This window comes from Stenotrophomonas sp., from assembly GCF_032056425.1.
Lineage (GTDB): Bacteria > Pseudomonadota > Gammaproteobacteria > Xanthomonadales > Xanthomonadaceae > Stenotrophomonas.
The window spans coordinates 46,879-71,924 of record NZ_DAMBCN010000025.1 but is presented as its reverse complement, the minus strand read 5'-3'; the positions used below and the strand labels follow the sequence as shown (position 1 = coordinate 71,924).

At 66.7% G+C, this 25,046-nt stretch carries 19 protein-coding genes; 8 read left to right on the top strand and 11 right to left on the bottom strand.

Translation table 11 applies throughout. From position 1 onward, the window contains the following. The 6 genes from RTY46_RS15760 to RTY46_RS15735 all read left to right on the top strand — a co-directional run. On the top strand, positions 1-192 hold a 192-nt coding region (locus tag RTY46_RS15760), incomplete at its 5' end, for a hypothetical protein (RefSeq protein ID WP_312709547.1). A gap of 143 nt (positions 193-335) precedes the next feature. Beyond that, positions 336-932 (top strand): hypothetical protein, encoded by a 597-nt coding sequence (locus tag RTY46_RS15755; protein ID WP_312709546.1) that lies wholly within the window; start codon positions 336-338, stop codon positions 930-932. A gap of 176 nt (positions 933-1,108) precedes the next feature. Further along, on the top strand, positions 1,109-2,242 hold the full coding sequence (locus RTY46_RS15750; RefSeq protein ID WP_312709545.1) for a hypothetical protein: 1,134 nt from the start codon (positions 1,109-1,111) through the stop codon (positions 2,240-2,242). 92 nt (positions 2,243-2,334) lie between these two features. Continuing rightward, the gene (locus tag RTY46_RS15745) at positions 2,335-3,111 is read left to right on the top strand and encodes a HipA family kinase (protein WP_312709544.1); all 777 of its coding nucleotides are present in this window, start codon (positions 2,335-2,337) and stop codon (positions 3,109-3,111) included. Then, positions 3,089-3,484 carry a DUF3037 domain-containing protein gene (locus RTY46_RS15740; protein WP_312709542.1) on the top strand — a complete coding sequence of 132 codons (396 nt, stop codon included), beginning with the start codon at positions 3,089-3,091 and terminating at the stop codon, positions 3,482-3,484. The genes RTY46_RS15745 and RTY46_RS15740 overlap by 23 nt, the downstream gene beginning before the upstream one ends. Before the next feature lie 102 nt (positions 3,485-3,586). Further along, positions 3,587-4,738, top strand: coding sequence for an aldo/keto reductase (locus RTY46_RS15735; protein WP_312709540.1), 1,152 nt, complete (start codon positions 3,587-3,589; stop codon positions 4,736-4,738). On the opposite strand, the gene RTY46_RS15730 is transcribed toward RTY46_RS15735, so the two are convergent. From RTY46_RS15730 to ligA, 9 genes are all read right to left on the bottom strand, one after another. Continuing rightward, a complete protein-coding gene (locus RTY46_RS15730; protein ID WP_312709538.1) occupies positions 4,739-6,157 on the bottom strand; it encodes a serine hydrolase domain-containing protein in 1,419 nt (472 codons plus the stop codon). Between the two features lie 77 nt (positions 6,158-6,234). Continuing rightward, positions 6,235-6,870, bottom strand: a complete 636-nt coding sequence (locus tag RTY46_RS15725; RefSeq protein ID WP_312709536.1) for a hypothetical protein — start codon at positions 6,868-6,870, stop codon at positions 6,235-6,237. A 35-nt stretch (positions 6,871-6,905) separates the two neighbouring features. Next, positions 6,906-9,458: a membrane-bound PQQ-dependent dehydrogenase, glucose/quinate/shikimate family gene (locus RTY46_RS15720; RefSeq protein WP_312709535.1), complete on the bottom strand. Its 2,553-nt coding sequence runs from the start codon at positions 9,456-9,458 to the stop codon at positions 6,906-6,908. 126 nt (positions 9,459-9,584) lie between these two features. Next, positions 9,585-12,284 (bottom strand): DNA gyrase subunit A, encoded by a 2,700-nt coding sequence (gyrA, locus tag RTY46_RS15715; protein ID WP_312709534.1) that lies wholly within the window; start codon positions 12,282-12,284, stop codon positions 9,585-9,587. A 239-nt stretch (positions 12,285-12,523) separates the two neighbouring features. Then, the gene (mtnA, locus tag RTY46_RS15710) at positions 12,524-13,588 is read right to left on the bottom strand and encodes an S-methyl-5-thioribose-1-phosphate isomerase (protein ID WP_312709533.1); all 1,065 of its coding nucleotides are present in this window, start codon (positions 13,586-13,588) and stop codon (positions 12,524-12,526) included. Between the two features lie 46 nt (positions 13,589-13,634). Continuing rightward, a complete protein-coding gene (locus tag RTY46_RS15705; protein WP_312709531.1) occupies positions 13,635-14,369 on the bottom strand; it encodes a DUF3011 domain-containing protein in 735 nt (244 codons plus the stop codon). A gap of 150 nt (positions 14,370-14,519) precedes the next feature. Next, entirely contained in the window at positions 14,520-15,476 is a 957-nt protein-coding gene (gene epmA, locus RTY46_RS15700) for an EF-P lysine aminoacylase EpmA (protein WP_312709529.1), read from the bottom strand. Continuing rightward, positions 15,473-15,958 (bottom strand): GNAT family N-acetyltransferase, encoded by a 486-nt coding sequence (locus RTY46_RS15695; RefSeq protein WP_312709528.1) that lies wholly within the window; start codon positions 15,956-15,958, stop codon positions 15,473-15,475. The genes epmA and RTY46_RS15695 overlap by 4 nt, the downstream gene beginning before the upstream one ends. 52 nt (positions 15,959-16,010) lie before the next feature. After that, positions 16,011-18,482, bottom strand: coding sequence for an NAD-dependent DNA ligase LigA (gene ligA / locus RTY46_RS15690; RefSeq protein ID WP_312709550.1), 2,472 nt, complete (start codon positions 18,480-18,482; stop codon positions 16,011-16,013). Between the two features lie 235 nt (positions 18,483-18,717). On the opposite strand from ligA, the gene RTY46_RS15685 reads away from it, so the two are divergent. Both RTY46_RS15685 and RTY46_RS15680 read left to right on the top strand, forming a co-directional pair. Continuing rightward, a complete protein-coding gene (locus RTY46_RS15685; RefSeq protein WP_312709527.1) occupies positions 18,718-19,827 on the top strand; it encodes a pyridoxal phosphate-dependent aminotransferase in 1,110 nt (369 codons plus the stop codon). 150 nt (positions 19,828-19,977) lie between these two features. Then, the gene (locus RTY46_RS15680) at positions 19,978-20,385 is read left to right on the top strand and encodes a transposase (protein ID WP_312709526.1); all 408 of its coding nucleotides are present in this window, start codon (positions 19,978-19,980) and stop codon (positions 20,383-20,385) included. Positions 20,386-20,461: 76 nt separating this feature from the next. Here RTY46_RS15680 and zipA read toward each other — a convergent pair whose 3' ends face one another. Together zipA and smc are read right to left on the bottom strand one after the other, a co-directional pair. Beyond that, positions 20,462-21,199, bottom strand: a complete 738-nt coding sequence (gene zipA, locus RTY46_RS15675; RefSeq protein WP_312709525.1) for a cell division protein ZipA — start codon at positions 21,197-21,199, stop codon at positions 20,462-20,464. Between the two features lie 46 nt (positions 21,200-21,245). After that, positions 21,246-24,749, bottom strand: coding sequence for a chromosome segregation protein SMC (smc, locus tag RTY46_RS15670; protein WP_312709523.1), 3,504 nt, complete (start codon positions 24,747-24,749; stop codon positions 21,246-21,248). Positions 24,750-25,046 lie beyond the last annotated feature (297 nt).

Sequence of the window (25,046 nt, the reverse complement as noted above, 5' to 3'; positions counted from 1 at the left end):
CTGCTCCGCCTTGGCATTGTCCAGCGGCGGCAGCATGGGAATGGATTCGTCGCTCATCGGTGCACCTCCAACGCCTGCAAGTACATCGTGGAAACGCTTGAAGGATGGCAGCTTGCGTACACCACGGCCATCCTGGCCGGTTCAGTCTCCCCACGGCTTGATGCTGCCATCGGCTGCGGCAGCGGGAGGTGAAGATGTGGTCTCAGTTCTGAACGGCCGCAGTGTTCCGCACCGGCTATTGGGCTTAACCTCTGCTTCACCCGGCTGCCCCTACGGTCAGCCTTCATCACGACGCAGGGAAGGCGCATGCCCAGGCGCGCATTGATGCACGGTGAATGATGCGAAGACTCAACGCCGGCCAGTCACAGCATTTCACCCAATCTTCAACCAACAACGGGTCCACCATGCGAGCGTCGCTTCTGAGCCTGCTGTTGCTGATTGCGCCTGCAGGCGCATCTTCAAGCCTCATGCCACAGGAAGCGTTCCTGTCGCGCCTGCTGAACCTGCTGGGTGAAACATCAACGGTGCAGGATGTGACCTCATCGCAGCTGTCAGAACGGCTTCGCTCGGCGGAAGTATCCCGGGAAGAGGGCCAAACCCTATTCCGCGGAAGGATGGATCAGACCTGGCTGTTCTCCCTGTCGCTTCGAAACGAAGGAGCGGCGAATGCACGCATCAACGTAGACATCGTCAGCACTTCTGGTGAAAGCGGCATCGCCGAACCCGCCATATGCACCCTGGATTTCAACGCGTTCAAAACCCGACTCGAAGCAGCAGGATACGTGCACCATACGTTGCTTGGGGAACACGGAAGACCGGTCAACGAGGTCTTTCGTCGTCAGCAGATGGTCGTGACTGCAGACATTGTGGGAATGCGCAGGGAATCCGACGCACCCGCCCGCCTATGCGTGATTGCACTGAGCGTGGAATGAGGGGGACTCGATGAGCAACACTTCCCCGCGCATCCACGCCGTAATCGCTGGATCTGGCAGATCTGCGAATGTCACGCGCATCCCGCCATGCCGATAGCGCGTAGTCTATCAATGGCCGCGCGCAGGCTCACCAAGACCAGTTCAGGGATTGAAAAATGGCTATCCGGTGGCGACCCATGAATCTTTTGGCTGCAGTTTTCGTTACGCTGACAAGCGCCTGCAGCCACTATGCACAAGGGCACCCGGCCGCGAGCGCTGACAAGATGACCCCTGCACCAGCAGCCCCATCCAAAGCGATGGCTCCACTGCACGCCCTTCAACTGACAAGACAAGCTGTACATATCGCTGTTGGTATTTCATCCCCGAATGAAATCGACAGGGAAACGCTCGCATCCATGCTCGGCTCACCCGCAGAAGATCTCGGCGACGGCCGCGTTGGCTACGGCGGCAGAATCGATCCGGACTGGACATTCACACTGGAGCTTTCTGGAACTGCAGCGACGGGCAAACGGCTGGACCTCGATTTCTTTGATTCGACGCCCTCAGGAACGGCCAGCACTGAGGCAATCTGCGCAATGGATTTTGACCAGGCCTCCTCTGAACTCGTGCGGTCAGGATTCTCGAAGGCCACTGTCCATGGCGAACACGGAAGACCGGTGTCCGAGGCATTTGCAAGACCCGGGATGGAGATATCCGTTGATACGATACGAGCGTCAGGCGCCCAGCACACCAGCGACAAGCGTTGCATCCGGGGCTTGACCATCAAGGCAAGCACCACGCCGACAGCGCAAGGCCCTGGCATCGCGGTCGCGAAAGCCCCGGATTCCCTGTCAACCACGCCACTGGATGCCGGGCAGTTGCTGTTGGGTCTGCTCGATCTGATCCAGGCCACGACCTCCGCAAGCGACCTGACCCTCGAGCGCGTATCCGCCGCATTGCGCGAGCCCGCCCGTACCTTCGCCCCCGGTCACTTCGGCTATGGCGGCGCGCTCTCTCCTGTGTGGAGCTATGGCCTGGAAGTGAAACAGGCGGGCACGCCGGACGCACGACTGGATCTGAACTTCATCGACACCGGTCCGCAGCAGAAGGCGCCTGCAACGGCCATCTGCCAAGTGGATTTCAACCGGTTCGCAACGGCGCTCCATGCGGCGGGCTTTGCCCGGGGAACGGTGCGCGGCGAGCACGGCCGGACCATCTACCACCGCTTCGAGCGCGGGCAGCTGAGCATCAAGGTGGATACGATCCCGGAACATTCTGCAGCCAATGGCCAGGCAGCGCACGACTGCGTTCGCCTGGTGAGCGTGCAATAGAAGGCGGTCGGCAGCCCCTCCGAGGCTGCCGGGCACCGGCACAGCGGACGATCCTCCGGCGCTCCCTGCGCACGCCACGCTAGAATGCGCGCATGCGCACCGTCCATGCCCTCCGTTACATCACCCCACTCCGCGAAGGGGGCTCCCTGCCCGCCGTGGTCGAGACCGACGACGACGGCATGGCCGTGCTCAAGTTCCGTGGCGCCGGCCAGGGTCCGAAGGCACTGATCGCCGAGCTGATCGCAGGCGAAATGGCCCGCAGCGTGGGCCTGCCGATTCCGGAAATCCTGTTCGTGGAGCTGGACAGCGAGTTCGCCCGCACCGAACCGGACCCTGAGATCCAGGACCTGATCCGTGCCAGCGAGGGCCTGAACCTGGGCCTGGACTACCTGCCCGGCGCGATCAACTACGATCCGGCGGCCATGCCGGTCGATGCCGACCTGGCCTCGCGCATCGTCTGGTTCGATGCCTTCACCAGCAATGTGGACCGCACCACGCGCAACCCCAACCTGATGGTCTGGCACCGCAAGCTGTACCTGATCGACCACGGTGCGGCGATGTACTTCCATCACGACTGGGACAACGCCGCCGATGCCTGCGAGAAGCCGTTCACGCTGATCCGCGACCATGTGCTGCTGTCCTTCGCCAGCCGCATCGCCGAGGTGGACGCCGAACTGGCCGCGCGCCTTCCCGATGCGGAAATCGAGCGCATCGTCGGCCTGGTACCGGACAGCTGGCTGGTCAACGAGCCGGCCTTCGACAGCCCGCAGGCCTACCGCCAGGGCTATATCAACTATCTCAAGCACCGCCTGAAGGTGCGTGCCGTGTTCGTGCAGGAGGCCATCGGTGCCCACGCTGCACACGTATGACTATGCGGTCATCCGCGTGGTACCGCGGGTGGAACGCGAAGAATTCATCAACGTCGGGGTGATCGTCTCCTGCCCCGGCGCACGCCATCTGGAAGCGGCCATCGAGATCGACCCGGCGCGCCTGCATGCGTTCGCGCCTGCGCTTGACCAGGACGCGTTGCAGCCGTGGCTGGACGCCATCGTGGCGATCTGCCGCGGCGACGCCAATGCGGGCCCGATCGCGCAGCTGCCCGCACGCGCGCGTTTCCATTTCCTCACCGCCAAGCGCAGCTCCATCGTGCAGATGTCCAGCACGCACGTGGGCCGCAGCGCCGATCCGACCGGCGTGGTGGAGCACCTGATGAACAGGATGGTGCGGGTGCCGCAGCGCTGAGCAAGCGAACGGGCGCCGCGCGTGCACGCGCCCGATACACCTGCGCGGTACAGTGAAACGGCTCTGCGAGACACCCGCCCGCCTTCCGCACAGGAGACTGACGTGACCTCACGACGCCGCTTCCTTTCCCTGGCCGCTGCTGCAGCCGCGCTCTCGGCCACCACACCGCTGTTCGCGCAATCGCCTGCGCCGGGCAGCGTGCTGCCGACCCGCGGCACACCGCGCCCCGGGGCCACGTTGGCCCGCAACGCACCGCACACCGGTGGCCGCTACCGCCCGCAGACCCGCCTGGGGTTGGGCGGGGCGCCGCTGGGCGGCAGCCTGGCGCCCACCACCGATGCGGCCGCGCAGGCCACCATGGCCGCCGCGTGGGCCGCTGGCATCCGCACGTTCGACACCTCGCCGTGGTACGGGCTGGGCCTGAGCGAACGACGCATGGGCCGCGAGCTGCATACCCATGCGCCGGACCAGTACACGCTCTCCAGCAAGACCGGCCGCCTGCTGACCGGCACCGCCGGACCGTTGCAGAAAACCAACTGGCACGACCCGGCCCCGTTCCGCTACGCCTACGATTACTCGGCTGCTGGCACGCGGCGTTCGGTGGAAGACAGCCTGAACCGGCTGGGCGTGGCGCAGCTGGATGTCGTGCTGATCCATGATCTTTCGCCCGAGAACACCGACCTGGGCATGCCCTGGGAGCAACGCTTCGCCGAGGCCCTGAAGGGCGCCATGCCGGAGCTGACGCGCATGCGCGAGGAAGGGCTGATCAAGGCCTGGGGCTTCGGCGTGAATCGCCCGCAGCCCGCATTGCGCGCGGTGGCAGAAGCCGATCCGGACATCATGCTGCTGGCCTGCCAGTACTCGCTGCTGGACCACGGAGCCACCCTGCACGACACCTTCCCGAAGCTGGCCGAGAAAGGCGTGTCGGTCATGGTCGGCTCTCCCCTGCTGGCCGGCTATCTGGCCGGCCGCGAGCGCTACCTGTACGGCAGTCCGATTCCCGAGTGGGCACCGGCCAAGCGTGCCCGCATCGCCGCCATCTGCGAACGCCACGGCATCGACCTGCGCACCGCTGCCCTGCAGTTCGCCGATGCGCCCGAGGTGGTTTCCTCGATCATTCCCGGTGCGCGCAGCGCCGAGCAGGTACAGGCGAACGTGGCCTCGATGGCCATCGCCATTCCCGCCGATTTCTGGGCCGAGCTGAAGCAGGAAAAACTGATTGCCGCCGATGCGCCGGTGCCCGGCAAGCGTTGATCAAATCGGCAGGCGCCGGGCGATGTAGTTGACCACATTGCCCACCGCGTCCGGATCGACGTTGGCCAGCCCGATCACCACATAACCCTGCTCGGGCAGCACCACGATGGCACTGTTCGACCCCGGCGCGCCGCCTTCGTGCCCGTACTGGCGCTGGCGGTCCTGCCCCTGCACCACGAACCCATAGCCATACCAGCCCTTGTGGTTCTGTGCACGTGTGGCCTGCTGCAGCAGCTCCGGCGCCACCAGTGCGCCGCTGCGCAGCGCCTCGCAGAATTTCAGCAGGTCGGCGGCGGTGCTGTAGCCGCCGCCGGCGGACATGCCACGCCATGGCAGTGTCTTCGTTTCGCGCGCCCACTGCCCCTGCACCCGGGTGTACGCAACGGCACGCTGCGGCACCTCTACCGATTCCGGCTCGAAGCCGGTGCCGGTCATGCCGGTCGGCCGCAGGATGTGCGCATCCACATAATCGTAGTACGACTGGCCGGACGCCGCCTCGATCAGGCGCCCGAGCACGATGAACCCGTAGTTGGAATAGCTGTCCTGGCTGCCCGGGGCGAACTGCGGCGCATCCTTGGCGAAGCGCTGCACGTAGTCGTCCAGCGTCTTCAGTGATGCCGAGTACTGTTCGAAATCATCCGCGAAGAAATCGCCCAGGCCGCTGGTGTGGTTCAGCAGCTGCCGCACGGTCACCGTTGCGGCCACGGACGTGTTCGGGTAGTCCGGCAGGTGCTTGCCGATCGTATCGTCCAGGCCAAGCCTGCCGGCCTGCACCAGTTGCAGGATGGCCACCGCGGCGAACATCTTGTTGGACGACGCCAGGCGGAAGCGGGTCTGCGCCACCACCGGTGTCTTCGCGGCCCGGTCGGCCAGGCCGCCGGTCCAGTCCAGCAGCACGCGGCCGTTCTGCGCGACCAGCACGCTGCCCGACAACGCATCCTGGGCCGCCAACGCATCCAGCTTCGCAAGCGCATCGGCCATCAACTGCGGCAGCGGAACGCGGGCCGGCTGGTATTGCTCCGGCGTCGGCGTACCTTCCAGCTGGAACTGCTTCAGCTGCGCCGGATGGGCCGGATCCATCCGCGCGTGTACCAGCAAAGCGCGCTCACTTCGCTCGCCCAGTACAAGCAGGGTCGTCTGCATCGGCGTGCTCTGCCTTACCTCCAGCAGCTTCAGCGGCCCGGTGGAGTCGCGGAACTCCAGATAGTCCTGTGCGGTGCTGCCTTCGGTCTTGGCATAGCGCTCGGCAAACGTCTGAAGCTGCTGCAGGCTGCCGGCATTGAACGCAGCCAGCCAGTCATCGGCGGCGGTGCGGGCATCGGGCACCGGTGGCGCCGCGTTCACGGCAACCAGGGCCAGAAGCAGCGGAGCCCACAGCGCCCGCTGCAGCAAGCGGGCGGAACGACAGCGCACAGCCATGGCGATTCCTTCGCGAACGGAGCGTCAGCGCATCCTAGCCCATCGCAGTGCGGCCCCGTCAACGCGACAGCGCCACGTCATTCGGGAGGCGCCTCGCCCTTGCAGGTGTCGTATCTGCGCTGGAACACGGTGGTCACCTCGCTACCGCGCACTTGCACCTGTTTTTCCTCGCGCTCGCAGGGGCTTGGCCTGCCCCACAGGGTGACCTTCCCGCCGGCGATCTCATCGATCTCGCGCCCGCCAATGGCTGCCTCCAGTGCGAGCGCTCGCTCAAAGCGCCCGGTCTGCGCATTGAACAGGTAGAAGGCATGCATTGGCGCGTTGTAGTTGCCGTTGCTGGTCTGCCATACCTGCAGGTCGGAATGGCCGTCTGCATTGATATCCCGCACGGTCAAGGGCACCGATGCGCCAGCGCTGTAGCCGCCGCCGGGCACCACGTAGGTGATGCGCGCTTGCGCGCCCACCACAGGCACTGGCGTGCCGTCCACTTCGACACGCAACGCTGTCAGGTTGCACTCGGCCAGTCCATTGCGGATCCCACAGCCGGAAACGCGCGCCGACACAGCAACCGGCTGCGCACCCGCCCTGTCGCCCCCCTGCAGCGCAATCCATTCCCCGTTGTCGGGCGCCTGGACGGGCGGCGTCCGCGCCGATGCATGGACGGCCTGCGTTGCTGCAGACACTGCCAGAAGCAGACATAACGTGGAATACATGGCATCTCCTTCGCCTGAGCGGGTACGGCCACCACTTAATCGCCTTCGCCGGCGCCCTGCAAGTGCGGCAACGCATACGCCATCACGTAATCGCCCTTCGGGGTTTCCATGAAATGGTGCCCTGCCGCGACGATCACCACATACTGGCGGCCGTTCTGCGCGTACATCATCGGATTGGCCTGGCCGCCGGCCGGCAGCTTGGTGTGCCACAGTTCCTTGCCGGTTTTCAGGTCGATGGCGCGCAGCAGATCATCGGTGGCGGCAGCGATGAAGATCAGCCCGCTGGCGGTCACCACGGCGCCGCCATTGTTGGGCGTGCCGATCTCAATCGGCAGGCCGGAGCGGATACCGAACGGGCCGTTGCCGCGCGCGCTGCCGAACGGGCGGTCCCACAGCAGCTTGCCGCTGCGCAGATCGATGGCGCGGATGCCGCCATAGGGCGGCTGCTTGCACAGCAGGCCGGTGAACGGCAGGCGCCAACCGGCATTGACGTCGATTGCGTACGGCGTGCCCACCTGCGGGTCGCCCGCGCCTTCGGCGCCGCCCTTGTTGTCGGCGCGGATCTGTTCGCGCGGCAGCCAGCCCTTGCGGTCGGCCTCGGCGCGCGGCACCAGCCTGTTGTAGTTGGGCATGTCGTTGTAGTTGGCGACGATGATGCCGCGCCGCGTATCGATGGCCACGCTGCCCCAATCCGAACCGCCGTTGTAACCGGGGTATTGGATGGAGTGGCGGTCGCTGGTCGGCGGGGTATAGAACCCTTCGTAGTGCGCTTTGCGGAACTGGATGCGGCACACCAGCTGGTCGATGGGGGTCAGCCCCCACATGTCACGCTCGGTCAGGTCGTGGTCGCGGCGCAGCGTGTGGTAGAGCGAGAACAACTGCGTGGGTGAGCGCTGTTCCGGTTCCACCCCGCCCTGCGGCACCGGCCGCTCCTCGGCCGGCGTCAGCAGCTGGCCATTGCGCCGGTCCAGGATGTACAGATCGCCCTGCTTGGTCGGCAGCAGGATCGCCGGCACCTTGCCCGCTGCAGTGGGGTAATCGATCAGGCTGGCCTGCGATCCCAGGTCGTAATCCCAGACATCCTTGCGCACGGCCTGGAAGTGCCACGCGGGTTTGCCGGTGGTCACGTCCAGGGCCACCAGCGAGGTGGCGTAGCGGTTCTGGTTTTCAGTGCGCGAACCGCTCCAGTAGTCACCGGCCGAATTGCCCATCGGCAGGTAGACCAGGCCCAGCTGCTCATCACCGGTGGCCGTGGTCCACATGTTCGGGGTGCCGCGGGTGTAGGTCTGGTCGCGCGGCGGCAGGCCGCTGCGCTCGGGCTGGTCCATGTCCCAGGCCCAGCGCAGCTTGCCGGTCACTGCGTCGTAGGCCTGTATGACCCCGGACGGCGCATCGCGGCGCTGGCCGTCCAGCACCTGGTGGCCGGTGATGACCAGGCCGCGCACGATGGCCGGTGGCGAGGTGATGGACACATAGCCCGGCGGCACCTCGCCCATGCCCAGGGTGATGTCCACCTGGCCGTTGTTGCCGAAGGCGGCGCAGGGTCGGCCGGTGTCTGCATCCACGGCGATCAGGCGCCCGTCCAGGGTGCCTTCGATGATGCGGGCGCTGCAGAACGGCCGGCTGGCGCCCGCGGCCGTGCGGCTGACCGGCGTGGGCGGCGGCGCCGGCAGCGCCAGGTCGGCGGCCACATCGGCCAGCACGGCATCGGCCACCGTGGGTGCACTGGGCTGTTCGTAATAGGCCACGCCGCGGCAGGCGGCGGTATAGGGAATGGAGGCGTCACGCACTTTCGGATCGAACCGCCAGACTTCGTTGCCGCTGGCTGCATCCAGCGCAATCAACTGGTTGCGCGCACTGCACAGGTACAGCCGGTTGCCGATCTTCAGCGGCGTGGTCTCCGCACCCCAGCGCGTGCGGGGTACGTCGCCGGTGCGGAACTGCCAGGCCAACTGCAGCGTGCCCACGTTCTGCGGGGTGATCTGCTGCAGCGGCGAAAAGCGCGTGGCCGCATTGCTGCGACCCCATGCGGACCAGTCCTCTTCGGCGGGTTGGTCGGCCGGCTGCAGCCCAGTAGTGTCACGCGTGGGGTCCAGGCCGGCACTGAGCGCGGCCTCGGGGTACGGCTGGCGCCCATCCACGTGGCCATGCGGGGCAAAGGCCAGCGCAAAGGCAGCCACGAAGACCAGGATAAGCACACATCCAGCGCTGCGCGACAGCCGCTTGGGCACCGGCGTGCGCAGGGTGGGCGCCACGAATGCCAGCACGATGCCCAGCGCGGTCACCATGCCCAGCCGAGGCACCCAGCGCCAGTAGTCACCGCCCGATTCCCACCAGGTCCACAGCAGGGTGCCAAGGAACAGCAGCGCGTAGACCAGCGCGCCACTGCGTCGATTGCCCCACAGCAGTATGCCACTGGCGAGCAGGCCGACGCCGGCAATGGCGTAGTACCAGGAGCCACCCAGCTGACCCAGCCACGCCCCCAGGCCACCGATCACCAGCCCCAGCACGACCAGCAGCAGGGCCAGCACGGTTACCAACGGGTGGCGGGGCACAACGGGTGTGGCGGACTGCGGCGTGGCGGACATCGGCGATCTCCGGGAGGCAGCATGGCCTGTTATCCCACCGTCGCCGTGAAGTGCGCGTGCGGTGAGGCCGGAAACAACAACGCCGGCACGAGGCCGGCGTTGTCGAGAGGGCGTTGCGAGGCGGGCTTACGCCTGCGGCGCGTCCTCGCTCGGTGCGGGGGCTTCGGCCGGGGTGGCAGCAGCCACCTCGTCCTCGTCCTCGTCAATCGAGGCGTCCATGCGCTCCACCGCCTGCAGCTTCTCGTCCTTGGACAGACGGATGAGGGTCACGCCCTGGGTGTTGCGGCCCACGCGGCTGATTTCCGAACCGCGGGTACGCACCAGGGTGCCGCCGTCGGAGATCAGCAGCACTTCATCGCCCGACCCCATCAGCACCGCGGCGACCAGCTTGCCGTTGCGCTCGGTGGTCTGGATGCCGATCACGCCCTGCGTGCCACGACCCTTGCGCGGGTAATCCGGCAGCGGGGTGCGCTTGCCATAGCCGTTTTCGGTGGCGGTGAGGATGTACTGCACGCTGGCGTCGTCGGCACCGTCGATCACCGCATCGCCATTGGCGGCGGTTTCCTCGACACCGTTGTCGTCCTCGTTCTCGTCCTCGATGCCACCGGCACTTTCGGCCACGATCAGGCTGACCACTTCCTCGCCGGCCGGCATCTTGATGCCGCGCACGCCGGTAGCGGTACGGCCCATCGAGCGGACCTTGTCTTCGCCGAAGCGCACGGTCTTGCCGTTGGAGGCGAACAGCAGGATGTCACGCTCGCCATCGGTCAGGCCGACGCTGACCAGGGCATCGCCTTCATCCAGGTTGATCGCGATCTTGCCGCGGGCCAGACGGAAGGCGAACTCACTCAGCGGGGTCTTCTTCACCGTGCCGTTCTTCGTGGCGAAGAACACGAACTGGCCATCGGCGTACTCACGCACCGGCAGCACGGCCTGCACGCGTTCGCCCGGTTCCAGCGGAATCCAGTTGATGATCGGACGGCCGCGGGCGTTGGAACCGGCTTCGGGCAGCTGGTACACCGGCAGCCAGAACACCTTGCCCGAACTGGTGAAGGTCAGCAGCGTGTCGTGCGTGTTGACCAGCCACAGCTGTTCGATGAAATCCTCTTCCTTGGTCGCCGCGGCACTGCGGCCACGGCCACCGCGGCGCTGCGCGCGGTAGACGCTGACCGGCTGGCGCTTCACGTAACCGGCGTGGGACACGGTCACCACCACGTCTTCCGGCGCGATCAGGTCCAGGATGTCCAGATCTTCTTCGCTGTGGCGGATTTCGGTACGACGCTCGTCGCCGAACTCGGCCTTCACGTTGATCAGCTCTTCGCGGATCACCTGCAGCAGGCGGTCGGGATCTTCCAGGATGTGGATCAGCCCGGCGATCACTTCCAGCAGCTGCTTGTATTCCTCGGTCAGGCGGTCCTGCTCCAGCCCGGTCAGGCGGTGCAGGCGCATTTCCAGGATCTGCGTGGCCTGGATCTCGGTCAGCTGGTAGCCGCCCTCGATCAGGCCCACGCCCTTGGGCAGGTCTTCCGGCCGCGAGGCTTCGGCACCGGCGGCGCCCAGCATCGAACCGACCAGACCCGGCTCCCACAGGCGGGCGAGCATGCGTTCGCGCGCTTCGTTGGGGTTCGGCGAGGTCTTGATCAGTTCGATCATCTCGTCGATGTTGGCCAGCGCCACGGTCAGGCCTTCCAGCACGTGGGCACGGGCGCGCGCCTTGCGCAGCTCGAACACGGTGCGGCGGGTGACCACTTCGCGACGGTGGCGGACGAAGGCCTCCAGCATCTGCTTGAGGTTCATCAACTGCGGGCGGCCATCGACCAGCGCCACCATATTGATGCCAAACACCGATTCCATCTGCGTCTGCTGGTACAGGTTGTTCAGCACAACCTCGGCAGATTCACCGCGCTTGATCTCGATGTAGATGCGCATGCCGTCCTTGTCGGACTCATCGCGCAGCTCGCTGATGCCTTCGATCTTCTTTTCCTTGACCAGCTCGGCGATCTTTTCGATCAGACGCGCCTTGTTCACCTGGTAAGGAATTTCAGTAACGATGATCGATTCGCGGCCGTTGTCGGCCACTTCGATATCAGCCTTGGCACGGATGCGCACGCGGCCACGGCCAGTGCGGTAGCCGGCGACGATGCCGGCGGTGCCGTTGATGATGCCAGCGGTCGGGAAATCCGGGCCCGGGATGTACTCCATCAGGCCGTCGACATCGATTTCCGGGTTGTCGATCAGCGCGATGCAGGCATTGATCGATTCGCTCAGGTTGTGCGGCGGGATGTTGGTGGCCATGCCCACCGCGATACCGGCCGAACCGTTGACCAGCAGGTTCGGGAACCGGGTCGGCATGACCGTCGGTTCCAGTTCCTTTTCGTCGTAGTTGGGCTGGAAATCGACGGTTTCCTTGTCGATGTCCGCCATCAGCTCATGCGCGAGGCGGGACATGCGGGCTTCGGTGTAACGCATCGCCGCGGCGGAGTCGCCGTCGATCGAACCGAAGTTACCCTGGCCATCGACCAGCATGTAGCGCAGCGAGAACGGCTGTGCCAGGCGCACCAGCGTGTCGTAGACCGACTGATCGCCATGCGGGTGGTACTTACCGATCACGTCACCGACGATACGCGCCGACTTGAAGTAAGGCTTGTTGCTGTGCGCGTTCAGTTCGTTCATCGCGAACAGCACACGGCGATGCACGGGCTTGAGGCCATCGCGCGCATCGGGCAGCGCACGCCCCACGATCACGCTCATGGCGTAATCGAGGTAGCTCTTGCGCATCTCGTCTTCCAGGTTGACCTGGATGATTTCCTTGGCGGTTTCTGCCATTCGGGTTCCGTTGTCTGGTAGCGGTCCAGTCCGGCGCAGCCCACTGCGGGAGGGGTCGTGCCGGAACCTCGATTCAACCTGCCGATACTACCACAACGGGCCGTTTTCCGCCCGTGTTTACGGGGGTTTTACCGGCACAAATCAGGAACTTAGGGGTAGCCGGGCGACGGAACGGCGAACCATCCACGCATGGCGTGGATCTACCGGCCCGGCCACGCGTGGATGGGGGGCAACCGGGGTCAACCGCCGAAGGCGGCGCGCATGTTCTCCGCGGTCGGGTTCAGGATGACCCCGCGTTCGGTCACGATGGCATCGATCAGCTCGCCCGGGGTCACGTCGAACACCGGGTTCCAGGCGGCAATGCCCTCGGCCACGGTGCGGGTACCACCCACGCCGTACAGCTCGCCCGGGTCGCGCTGCTCGATCTCGATCTGGCTGCCATCCACCGTATCCATGTCCACGGTGGACGACGGCGCCACCACCATGAACTTCACCCCGTGGTGGCGGGCGGCAATGGCCAGCTGGTAGGTGCCGATCTTGTTGGCGGTATCGCCATTGGCGCAGATGCGGTCGGCGCCCACGATCACCCACTGCACCGCACCGGTCTTCATCAGGTGCGAGGCCGCCGAATCGGCGATCAGGGTGGCATCGATGCCGTCCTGCTGCAGCTCCCACACGGTCAGGCGCGCGCCCTGCAGCCACGGCCGGGTTTCGCCAGCAAACACACGGGCGATGCGGTCCTGGGCCATGCCGGCACGGATCACGCCCAGCGCGGTGCCGAAGCCGGCGGTGGCCAGCGAGCCGGTGTTGCAGTGGGTCAGCACGCCGCTGCCGGCTTCGATCAGGCCGGCGCCCAGCGCGCCCATGTGGCGGTTGGCGGCCAGGTCTTCTTCGGCAATGGCGTGCGCTTCGGCTTCCAGCACCGCTTTCCAGTCGGCACCGGCAGCGGCCAGCGCGCGGCGCATGCGGGCCAAGGCCCAGGCCAGGTTCACCGCGGTCGGGCGCGAGGCGTTCAGGCGCTGCAGCGCCGGTTCCAGCTGCTGCAGGGCGTGTGCGCCGTCAGCGGCCTGCACCGCGCGCGCGGCCAGCACCACGCCCCACGCGGCGGCGATACCGATGGCCGGCGCGCCGCGCACGGTCAGGGCATGGATGGCGGCGGCGACCTCGTCGCTGTCATGGCAGGCAACATGTTCCACCACGAACGGCAGCTTGCGCTGGTCCAGCAGTTGCAGCGCGTCACCGGTCCACAGGATCGGGCGGATGTGGTCGTAGCGGGCGTAGTCGATATCGGGGGCAGTGTTCATGCGCCCATTGTAGGGCCAGCCCCTGCCCCATGGCCCTGTCGGGCGGTCAATTCACCGAAAATTCGGCCCGGCAGCCGCCGTCCACCCAGACCCCGTTGCGGTTCCAGCCCCAGGTCTGCCCTTCCACGCAGGCGGTGCCGGAAATCTGCCGCGACACCACGGCGCCGGCGCTGATGCTGGCCCCGCAGAAGCGACGCCGCTTGGATTTGGATTCGCAGGTCAGCCGGCGCGGCATATCGACGAAGCGGCCCTGTTCGTTGGCCACCTCGAAATCGCCCTGGCAGCCACGGCTGGTCCAGATTTCGTTGCGCTTGTAGCCCCAGCCCTGCCCTTCGCGGCACGGCAGCACCGACAGCTGGCGCAGCAGCCGCACTGGCGCGCCGTCCAGCCGCACGGGGCAGCTCTGCGGCCGTCCACTGGATTCGCAGCGCACCACGCGGCGCACGAGGCGCTTGCCGCCATCGCTGCTGGCCGTCGCTGCGGCAGTACCGGCGGCCGGACGTGCGCGGAACTCGGCCCGGCAGCCCAGGGTCACCCACACGCCACTGCGGTCGGTGCCCCACTCACTGCCGCGGATGCAGCTGTTGCTGGACAGCTGCCGCACCAGGTCCACGCCATTGCTGACGTCCAGGTCGCAGTGCACCCAGCCCATGTCGCGCGACTCACAGGTGATGACCTGGCCGTCATACCCGGTCTGCGCCGACGCCGGCAACGGCGTGACCGCGCCCCATATCGCCATGGAGTACACCGGCGCCGCCACGACCGCAAACCACTTGACCAAAGCTTTCCCCAACCGAGTCGATAACCACGCTGCCAGTGTCTGGCATCAAGCGTGATAAGAGCATCATCGCCGTTGCTGAATCAAGCGCGGAATGTGCGCGCTTCGTTCAGGGGTTGCAGCGACGGCGCGAAGACCGCCGGCACGCCACGCTCACGCATGGGCGAAGTCCAAGGCCAGCACATCGGCGATGCGCGGCGTGCCGTTCATGGCCATCAGCAGACGGTCCATGCCCACCGCCACGCCCGCGCAGTCGGGCAGGCCCGGCAGGGCCTGCAGCAGCGCTTCGTCCAGCGCCGGCTGTACCTGCCCACGCGCGTGGCGGCGCTGCAGATCGCTGTTGAAGCGCGCGCGCTGCTCGTCGGCATCGTTCAGTTCGTGGTAGCCGTTGGCCAGCTCCACCGTACCCAGGTACAGCTCGAAGCGCTCTGCCAGCGGCGGTGTGCCGGCGCGGACACGGGCCAGCGCGGCCTGGCTGGCGGGCCAGTCATGCACCACCGTCATCACCGCGTCATCAAAGTTCGGCTGGATGCGGTGGGTCATCAGCAGGTCCAGCCAGTCGTCGCGGGTCAGCCCTACCGGATCGATGTGCACATCACCCAGCGCCGCGCGCAGCCCGGCCTCGTCGGCAACGAAAGGATCCACGCCGGCATGCTGCTGGAACAGCTCGCGATAGCTGAGCACACGCAGGGAAGCGCTGCGACCGACCATCGCCAGCGCCTGCCGGACCAGTTCGGCGGTTTCATGCATCAAGCGGTGATGGTCCCAGCCTACCCGATACCATTCCAGCATGGTGAATTCCGGGTTATGGCGGCCGCCCGCTTCGCCATTGCGGAACACCCGGCCCAGCTCATAACAGTCGCCCACGCCAGCGGCCAGCAGGCGCTTGAGCGGATATTCGGGCGAGGTGCGCAGCCAGCGGCGGCGGCCACCGGCATCGACATGGCCGCTGAAATCAGTGTGGAAACTGTCGATGTTGGGCTCGGTGTTGCCCGCCACCGACAGGATCGGCGTTTCCACTTCCAGCACATCGCGTTCGGCAAAGAAGCGGCGCACCAGCGCATTCAACGCCGCACGCTGTTGCAGCGCGCGCATCAGCTGCGGATTCACAGGATACCCTCGGCGCGCGGGTGGTCCAGCGGCAGGGTCAGCAGGCTGCGGGTGTCGTCGATGTAACCGCTGGCCAGGTACAGGCGGCGGGCCAGCTCGTTGTGGTGATTCACTTCCAGCCGCAGGCGGGTGACGCCGCGGCCACGCGCACGATGTTCGCAGATGGCCAGCGCCTGCTTGCCGCGGCCGCGACCGCGCGCGCGGTGGCTCAGGTAGAGCTCGTCCAGCAGCATGAAATGGCCGCCCTGTTCCAGGCTGAAGCCCATCGCCAGCACCGCGTGGCCGACCACCTCGCCGGCCTCGTCCAGCCACAGCAGCACCTCGCCATTGCGCGGATCGGCCAGCAGCGCATCGACCCCGCGGCGAACGCGGGCATCATCGAACTCGATCCTGTCTTCGGCGTAGAAGTCGCGCATCAGGGCAATCAATGCCTCTTCATCGGCACGGGTGGCCAGGCGGAAGTCCAGCGGGGCGATCTGCATCGGTAGTCCTCTCTTGCATCAGGCCGGGCGCGCGCGGCACCCGGCGGGTTCATCACGCGTGTTCGGCCAGATAGGCCAGCAGCCGGTCTTCGTCCCAGACCGGCACGCCCAGCGACTGCGCCTTGTCCAGCTTGGAACCGGCTTCGGTGCCGGCCACCAGGAAGCTGGTCTTCTTCGACACGCTGCCGGAAACCTTGGCGCCCAGCGCCTCCAGGCGTTCCTTGGCGACATCGCGGGTGAGCTGGGCCAAGGTGCCGGTGAGCACCACGGTCTGTCCGTCCAGCGGCCCGGCCACCACCTCGGCCAGGGCCGGTGCGTGCGCCAGGATGTGCTGCATGGCGCGCTCGGCGGCCAGCAGCAGTGCTCCATGGCCGTCGCTGTCCAGCCACTGCGCCAGCCCGCGGGCGGTGTCATCGGGCAGGCCGGCGTTGACGAACTGGCCGTGCTCGGCGTCCAGCACCGCCTGTGCCGACGGCAGTGCGGCCACCAGCTTTTCCGCACGCAGACGGGTGATGCCGGGAATCTCGGCTTCCACCAGCAGCTGGGCCAGGTCCAGCCCTTCGCGCAGCTTGGCGCTGGGCGGATGGGCGTCGGCAATACGTACCTGCCCCACCTGCAGCAGATCGTCGATGGCCTGCTGGTTGCCCGGCTGCTCGAAGAAATGCCCCAGCGAACGTGCAACCTCACCGCCGATATCCGGCACGCGCTTGAACAGCGGCCACGGCAGGTGGCGGATCAGCTCCAGATCGCCGAACCACTGCGCCAGCGCCTTCGCCGTGCTTTCACCCACGTGCTCGATGCCCAGCGCGAACAGCAGGCGTTCCAGCGTGGCATCACGGCTGGCATCAATGGCCGCGATCAGGTTGTCGGCCCACTTGGTGGCGATCTTCTTCGCGTTCCACTCGAAGCTGGCCGGCTGTACCAGCGCCTGCGCACGCCAGCCCGGATCGGCCCCGTCCAGCTTCAGCACCGCCGTGAGCACCGCGCCACTGCCCTCGGCGGGCAGATGCAGATTCAGCGATGCGGCCAGCGCCGAGGGGTCTTCGGCGTCGAGCACCAGCTTCAGGTGCAGCAACGTATCGCGGCTCAGGCGATACAGGTCGGCCACGCTTTTCACGATGCCGGCATCCACCAGCGTCTCGATGTATTTGTCGCCCAGACCGTCGATATCCATGGCCCGGCGCGATGCGAAGTGCGCGATGGCCTCCTTGCGCTGCGCCGGGCAGGACAGTTCGCCGGAACAGCGCCACGCCGCGGCACCCTCTTCGCGCACGATCTCGGCACCGCACACCGGGCACTGGGTCGGCATCTGCCAGGGCGCGGTGCCTTGCGGGCGACGGTCCAGAATGACGCTGACCACTTCGGGAATGACATCGCCGGCGCGGCGAACGATCACGCTGTCGCCTACGCGCACGTCCAGCCGCGCGATCTGATCGGCGTTGTGCAGGGTGGCGTTGGACACGATCACCCCGGCCACCGCCACCGGCGCCAGGCGCGCGACCGGCGTGGCCGCACCGGTGCGGCCGATCTGGATCTCGATCGCCTCCACCGTGGTGCTCTGTTCCTGCGCCGGGAACTTGTGTGCGATGGCCCAGCGAGGTGCACGCGAAACAAACCCCATCGTCTGCTGGCCGGCACGGTCGTCCAGCTTGTAGACCACGCCGTCGATATCGAACGGCAGGCCGTCACGGCGCTCGCCGATCATGCGGTAGTAGCCCAGCAACCCGTCGGTACCCTCCACCACTTGGCACAGCTCGCTGACCGGGAAGCCCCAGTCGCCCAACTGCGCCAGCGTGCCCGAATGAGTGTCGGGCAGCTCGCCGCCCTGCACTTCGCCGGTGCCGTAGGCAAAGAAGCTGAGCCGCCGCTGCGCACTGATCTTCGCATCGAGCTGGCGCAGCGAACCGGCCGCGGCGTTGCGCGGGTTGGCCAGCACCTTGCCGCCGTGCAGGCGCGCACGCTCGTTGTAGGCCTCGAAATCGGCGCGCGCCATGTACACCTCGCCGCGCACTTCCAGCACGTCGGGCCAGCCACTGCCCTGCAGGCGCTTGGGAATATCGGCGATCTGCCGCAGGTTGGCGGTCACGTCCTCGCCGGTGCTGCCGTCGCCACGGGTCGCGCCCAGCACGAACTGGCCGTCTTCATAGCGCAGGCTGATCGCCAGGCCGTCCATCTTCGGTTCGGCGGAAAAGCGCAGCGCGCCGCGGCGCAGGCGCTCGTCGATACGGCGCACGAAATCCGCCACTTCCTCATCGCTGAAGGCATTGGACAACGACAGCATCGGGACCGCATGGGCGACTTCGGCGAAGCGCCCGGACGGGCGCGCGCCCACCTGCTGGGTCGGGCTGTCGGCGCGGGCCAGTTCCGGGTGTTCCTGCTCCAGCGCTTCCAGCGCGCGCACCAGCCGGTCGTAGTCAGCGTCCGGGATCTCCGGGGCGTCCAGCTCATGGTAGGCGCGGTTGGCCTGGGCGATCTGCCGGCGGAGGTCCTCGGCGCGTTCGGCGGGGCTGGGGCTCATCGGAATCCGGTGGTTCTGGGATGGCCGGGAATTCTACCGCGCCCGACCGCAACGCCCCGTATCCCCCGCATTTTGTAGCGTCGAGCCATGCTCGACTGCCGCTGGCGCCCTTGTAGAGTCGAGCCATGCTCGACTGGCCCGGCAACAGCAGTCGAGCATGGCTCGACTCTACACGCCAGCCGCTTGCCGCCCTGCCCCCACCAGCGCTAGCGTGCGGCAGACGCCCCTCGGAAGCCTGCCTGTGACCCTGCCCACTTCGCGCCGCCATTTCCTGCAACTGGCCGGTGCCGGCCTGGCCGTTGCCAGCACGGGCCTGCCCGGCCCTGCTGCAGCGCAACCGGTGCCCACCCGCACCGGCCCGGTCCTGCTCAACTTCAACGAGTGCTCCTACGGCCCCGCGCCCGTCGCCCAACAGGCCGCACGCGACAGCATCGCCGGCAGTGGCCGCTATCAGTTCGCCCTGGCCGGGCAGGTGCGCGATATCTTCGCCGCCCAGAACGCCGTCCCGGCCGACCATGTACGCCTCTACCCGGGTTCCAGCGAACCCCTGAACCGCGCTGCCACGCTGTGGACTGGATCGAAGTCCGCACTGGTGGTGGCCGACCCCACCTTCGAGGCGCTCGGCGATCTGGCCGCTGCGCGCGGTGCGCATGTCACCCAGGTGCCGCTGCGCGAGGACGGTGCGCACGACCTGCGGGCAATGGTGGCAGCGGCCCATGATCGACCCACCGGCCTGATCTACGTCTGCAACCCGAACAACCCGACCGGATCGATCAGCCCGCCGGCCGAACTGGCATGGCTGCTGGCCAACAAACCAGTGGGCACCCGCGTGCTGGTGGACGAGGCCTACCTGCAGTACAGCGAACAGCCGAGCCTGATCGCCCAGGTGGCCCAGCGCGATGACCTGATCGTGCTGCGTACCTTTTCCAAGCTGTATGGCATGGCCGGCCTGCGCCTGGGCGTGGCCGCCGCCCAGCCCGAGCGCCTGCGAGAACTGGCCAGCCTGGGCGAGAACCCCCTGCCGGTGCCCGCCCTGGCCGCCGCACTGGCCAGCCTGGGCGACGCGCAACTGGTGCCGCAGCGGCGCCTGCAGAACGCGCAGGTACGCCAGGCCACTATCGCCTGGCTGGGCAAGCGCGGTTTCAGTTGCGTGCCGTCGGAAGCGAACTGCTTCGTGGTGGATGTGCAGCGTGACGGCAGCGCCTTTGCCAAGGCCATGGCGGACAACGGCGTAGTGATCGGCCGCAGCTGGCCGATCTGGCCGCAGCGGGTGCGGGTCACCGTGGGAACCGACGCGGAGATGGCGGCATTCCGCCGCGCATTTGCGAAGGTGGCCGGCGTACCGGCGTAACGCAGAGCACACCCATCTGTAGAGTCGAGCCATGCTCGACTGGGGCCTTTCCTACATATCCGCCCGCATTCAAGCGATACCCCCGCTGCCTTGCCCAGCCAATGCTGAGGCATGCCCAGTCCACTCCTCCTGAAAGGTTGTTGGTCGCACGTGCGGAATGTCTATGCGATCACGACGGTCACCCATCAGCGCCGCCGGCACTTTGATGACCCCGAGCGCGCCGCCATCATCGTTGCCGGCCTGCAATGGATCCAGCAGGAGGGCCGATGCCTCAATCTTGCCTGGGCGGTCATGCCCGACCACGTGCATTGGTTGATGCAACTGCGCTCAGGAACCCTGGCTGCGTCGGTGCAGATGATGAAGTCGCGCTGCAGCCGTCTGGTTGGGACCGACGGCCCACTCTGGCAGCGTGGCTACTATGACCACGCAGTACGGTGTGACGAATCATTGAAGAGCCAGGCGCTGTACATCGCCGCCAATCCCGTACGCGCGGGCCTCGCAGCACAGCTTGGCGATCATCCGTTTGCGTGGTGCAGGTGGTTTGATCGGGCGCCGTAAGAATTTGAGTCGAGCATGGCTCGACTCTACAGACGGGCGCCGACATGTAGAGTCGAGCCATGCTCGACTGGCGCGTTTACCAGCGCGGGGTCTTGGTCAGCGGCGGGGCCTGGTGCTGGCGGTCGTAGGCGCGCAGTTCGTCACGGATATGGGCGATGCGCTGGCGGCCGAGGGCATTGCGGCTGTCATCCAGCACCACGCCATCCAGCAGTTCGGCCATGCGCTGCACCGTGGGCAGCATCTTTTCCCAGGCATCGAGTGCGGTCAGCGGCGCCGGCAGGGTCAGGAAGAAGGCGATGGCCGGGGTTTCCATGGCGCGGATGTTGGCCATGTCGAAGCTGCCCGGCTTCATGATGCTGGCCATGGAGAAGATCGGGCCACGCTCGGGGTGGCCTTCCACCAGCCGGTGGAACACGTTCATGTGCCCGAACACCAGGCCGGTCTTTTCCGCCGCCACCACGATGTCTTCGCCGCGCAGCTGTTCGCCCGCGCGGGCGGCCACGAACAGCGAAACGATCTTGTCGAAATCCTGCGTGGCGCGCTTGCCAAGGTCGTTGGCCGCGCCGTCTGCATCGGCCAGGCCCAGTTCGGCCTGCTGGCCCTCTTCGCCCAGGCCGGGTTCGCTGCGGGTGTCGGCCAGCGGTACGCCGTCTTCGCCCAGTACCGGTTCGCGACGCTCGCCTGCAGCCGGCTCGGGGCCGTCCACGCGGCGGCCCTGCGGCTTCTTCTTGGGGCGGCCAAACAGGAAGATCGCAACCACCAGCAGCAGGCCGGCGGCCAGGATGCCGATGCGCAACAGTGCCGTGTCGGACATTCGATGGGTTCTCCGGCTAGTTCATTCAGGTAACTAGAATGGCACGTCAGGCCGCGCCCGCCAATCGCGCGGCTTCTTCCAGGTCCACGCTGACCAAGCGGCTGACACCCGGCTCGCGCATGGTCACGCCGGAAAGCTGGTGCGCCGCTTCCATTGTCGCCTTGTTGTGGCTGACGAACAGGAACTGCACCTTCTCGCTCATTTCCTTGACCATGTTGGCCAGGCGACCGACGTTGGCCTCGTCCAGCGGCGCGTCCACTTCGTCCAGCAGACAGAACGGCGCGGGGTTGAGCTGGAAGATGGCAAACACCAGCGCCACCGCGGTCATCGCCTTTTCGCCACCGGACAGCAGCGAAATGCTGGACACGCGCTTGCCCGGCGGGCGCGCCATGATGGTCACGCCGGTGTCGAGCAGGTCTTCGCCGGTCAGTTCCAGGTAGGCATGGCCGCCGCCGAACAGGCGCGGATACAGCGCCTGCACGCCGGCGTTGACCCGGTCGAAGGTGTCCTTGAAGCGCCCGCGCGTTTCGCGGTCGATCTTGCGGATCGCATCTTCCAGGGTTTCCAGCGCGGTGGTCAGGTCGGTGTGCTGCGCATCCAGATAATCCGACCGCTGCGACGCTTCGCCGTACTCATGGATGGCGGCAAGGTTCACCGGCTCCAGCCGGCGCATGCGCGCGTCGATCTGGTGCACGGCCTGTTCCCACTCGCCCAGCCGCGCATCGTCCGGCAGCGCCTCCAGCACCTCGGCCATCACGAAGCCGGCCTTCTCCACGGCGGCCTGCAGCGTTTCGGCGCTCAGCACCAGCGCCTGCTGGTCCAATCGACGCTGGGAAATACGCTCGCGCTGCGCCAATGCCTGCTCGTCACGCTGGTGGCGGGTCTGTTCATAGGTGCGCAGGTCGGCATCGATGCCGTCCAGCAGGGTACGGGCTTCGGTCAGCACCCGATCAGCGCGCACGCGCTCTTCCAGCGCGCTCTGGTGCTCGGCCTGCAGCGATTCGACCGGTGAATCGCCGTCGTCCAGCTGCGAATGCAGTTCGCCCAGCCGCGAATCCAGCTGGCCACGCTGAGTGCTCATGCGCTCCAGCGCCTGCCCCAGCGACGCCAGCTGCGCGCGCTGCGACTCCAGGGTCAGCGCCAGCGCATGCGAGCGCTCGCGCACCGCGCGTGCCGCATCGCGGGCCAGGTCGCGCGCTTCGGTCAGCTGGCGGCGCTCGCCCTCCAGGCGCTGCCGGGTCGATTCCAGGTCGCCCATGCTGCTGACCGCGTTTTCCAGCCGCGAACGGGCTTCACGCGCCTGTTCCTGGTTGGCGTCCAACGTCTCCGCCAGCTGCTTGAGCTCGCCTTCGATGCGATCGATGCGGGTGCGTGCGGCCTCGACCTTGCCCTGCTGGCCCTGCAACTGGCCGGCCAGTTCGGACACCGCGCGATGCGCCTGGTACAAGGTGCGCTGCGCATCCTCGCGCTGCTGTTCGGCCGCCAGCAATTGTTCGCGCAGGCCGGCCAGCTGTTCTTCCAGTTCGGCTTCACGGTCCTGCAGCTGCTCGATCTGTTCGCGCAGCTCGTTGATTTCACGTTCGCGCAGCAAGGCGCCCTGCTGCGCGGCGCCGGAGCGCGACACGCGCAGCCAGCCCTGGCCCAAGCGCTCGCCGTCCTGGGTAATGACAGAATCACCTTCAGGCAGACCAGACTGCAGCGTCTTCGCCTCTGCCAGATCGCGGGCACCATGCAGGTGCGCCAGCAGGCGACGGATTGCCGCCGGGCCACGCACGCGCGCGGCCAGCGAGGTCGGCGCCACATCCAGTGCGGCGTCATCGCTGGACACCAGTGCGATGCGGCCCTCGCCCAGCTCGCCGAGCGCATCGACCAGACGTGCCGGATCATCGACCAGCACGCCTTCGATCAGTTCGCCCAGCGCACGCTCAACGGCATTCTCCCAGCCGGCATCGACGTCCAGCCGTTCGCCCACGCGCGCCGCCGAATCCAGGCCGTGCGACTGCAACCAAGCCACCGCAGCGCCCTGCTCCTGGCCCAGTGCGGCCTGCTGCAGGGTTTCCAGCGATGCCAGGCGGCCACGCAGGCCGTTGACCTGTTTGTGCAGCTCGACCAGTTCGTTCTGGCCCGCGCGCTGCTGTTCCTGCACGGCAGCCACGCCTTCCTTGCGGTGCTCGACCTCTTCGGTCAGCTCGTCCAGCGCCGTTTTCTGCGTGTCGTGCTGCAGGTGCAGCTGCTCGAACGCCTCTTCCAGTGCCTCGACATCCAGGCCGGCACGCTCGGCCGCCAGCGCCTCGCGGCGGCGGTCGGCATCCAGGATCTGCTTGTCCAGGTAGTCCACGCGGGTGCGCTCGACATCGCCGGCGCGCGAGGCTTCCGAACTCTGCGAAGTGTGTTGTTCCCAGCGCTGTTGCCAGCTGGCCAGGCGGTCTTCGGCCTCGCGCAGGCTTTCCTGCTTGATCTCGTTCTCTTCCTGCAGCGCTTCCAGCTGCGGGGTCGCGTCTTCGACGGCCGCGCGCAGCACGCCCAGGCGCGCCTCGTCGCCGCTGATGTGCTGGCCCAGCTCGGCCAATGCCTGCTGGGTTTCGTCACGCGCTTTGTGCAGCCGCTGCGACAGTTCGCGCTGGTGCTGGATCTGCTGTTCCACCCGGGCCAGCGTGCTGCCCACCTGGTAGACCGCCGCCTGTGCGGTGTTCAGGGCGTCGGCCGCCTCTTCGCGGCGCACGCGCGAGGTTTCGATATGGGCTTCGGCTTCACGCTGCTCAGCAATCAGTTGCTGCAGGCGGGTCTCTTCCTGCAACAGGCCTTCGCGCAGCTTGGAAAGACGGCCATCCAGACCGCGGAATTCCAGCGCCTTCCACTGCCCATCCTTCACCCGGCGCTCTTCCTGCAGCGCCTGGTACTGCTTGGCCTGCTTGGCCTGGCGCTTCAGGTGCTCCAGCTGCTTGCCGATCTCATCGCGCAGGTCGCCCAGCCGGTCCAGGTTCTCGCGGGTGTGGCGGATGCGGGTTTCGGTTTCCTTGCGGCGCTCTTTGTACTTGGAGATGCCGGCGGCCTCTTCCAGGTACACGCGCAGGTCTTCCGGGCGCGCCTCGATGATCTGGCTGATCATGCCCTGCTCGATGATCGAGTAGCTGCGCGGCCCCAGGCCGGTGCCCAGGAACAGATCGGTGATATCGCGGCGGCGGCACTTGGTGCCGTTGAGATAGTAGTTGCTGCTGCCGTCGCGGCTGACGGTGCGTTTGACGGAGATTTCGTTGAACGAGGCGTACTCGCCGGAAATCGTGTGGTCCGAATTATCGAAGATCAGCTCGACGGTGGCCTGCGACACCGGCTTGCGCGCATTGGAACCGGAGAAGATCACGTCGGTCAGCGAGTCGCCGCGCAGACGGCTGGCCGAACTCTCACCCATGACCCAGCGTACGGCGTCGATGATGTTCGACTTGCCGCAGCCATTGGGGCCCACCACGCCGGTCATGTTGGTCGGCAGGTGCAGGGTGGTCGGATCGACGAACGACTTGAAGCCGGACAGCTTGATCGTGGAAAGACGCATGGCGTGATTGGGTTCCAACGGCCGCCCAGAGGGCGTCCGCATTGTGGATGTCAGGTCAGCCAGCACCTCAAGCCATTGATTTCAAAAGAATTCAATGAAGCCAAGGGTGACACAATGGAATGAGTATAACGGCGCAAATGTTCCACGGGCGGGATGACCGGCCGAGAAAGCCCATACACGCACTCCGTTTCACGCTTGAATGTCGCTTCAGGACCGCGCAGCCACCTCACCCGCAACCCAAGCGACTGATTTTAAAATACATTTCAAGAACCAGCCTAGCCAGCCACCGAGTCCGGC

Excerpts from the sequence above, each read along its gene's own strand:
- RTY46_RS15755 (WP_312709546.1), top strand. The coding sequence starts at position 336 with ATGATGCGAAGACTCAACGCCGGCCAGTCACAGCATTTCACCCAATCT.
- RTY46_RS15750 (WP_312709545.1), top strand. The coding sequence starts at position 1,109 with ATGAATCTTTTGGCTGCAGTTTTCGTTACGCTGACAAGCGCCTGCAGC.
- RTY46_RS15745 (WP_312709544.1), top strand. The coding sequence starts at position 2,335 with ATGCGCACCGTCCATGCCCTCCGTTACATCACCCCACTCCGCGAAGGG.
- RTY46_RS15730 (WP_312709538.1), bottom strand. The coding sequence starts at position 6,157 with ATGGCTGTGCGCTGTCGTTCCGCCCGCTTGCTGCAGCGGGCGCTGTGG.
- RTY46_RS15725 (WP_312709536.1), bottom strand. The coding sequence starts at position 6,870 with ATGTATTCCACGTTATGTCTGCTTCTGGCAGTGTCTGCAGCAACGCAG.
- RTY46_RS15720 (WP_312709535.1), bottom strand. The coding sequence starts at position 9,458 with ATGTCCGCCACGCCGCAGTCCGCCACACCCGTTGTGCCCCGCCACCCG.
- gyrA (WP_312709534.1), bottom strand. The coding sequence starts at position 12,284 with ATGGCAGAAACCGCCAAGGAAATCATCCAGGTCAACCTGGAAGACGAG.
- mtnA (WP_312709533.1), bottom strand. The coding sequence starts at position 13,588 with ATGAACACTGCCCCCGATATCGACTACGCCCGCTACGACCACATCCGC.
- RTY46_RS15695 (WP_312709528.1), bottom strand. The coding sequence starts at position 15,958 with ATGCAGATCGCCCCGCTGGACTTCCGCCTGGCCACCCGTGCCGATGAA.
- zipA (WP_312709525.1), bottom strand. The coding sequence starts at position 21,199 with ATGTCCGACACGGCACTGTTGCGCATCGGCATCCTGGCCGCCGGCCTG.
- smc (WP_312709523.1), bottom strand. The coding sequence starts at position 24,749 with ATGCGTCTTTCCACGATCAAGCTGTCCGGCTTCAAGTCGTTCGTCGAT.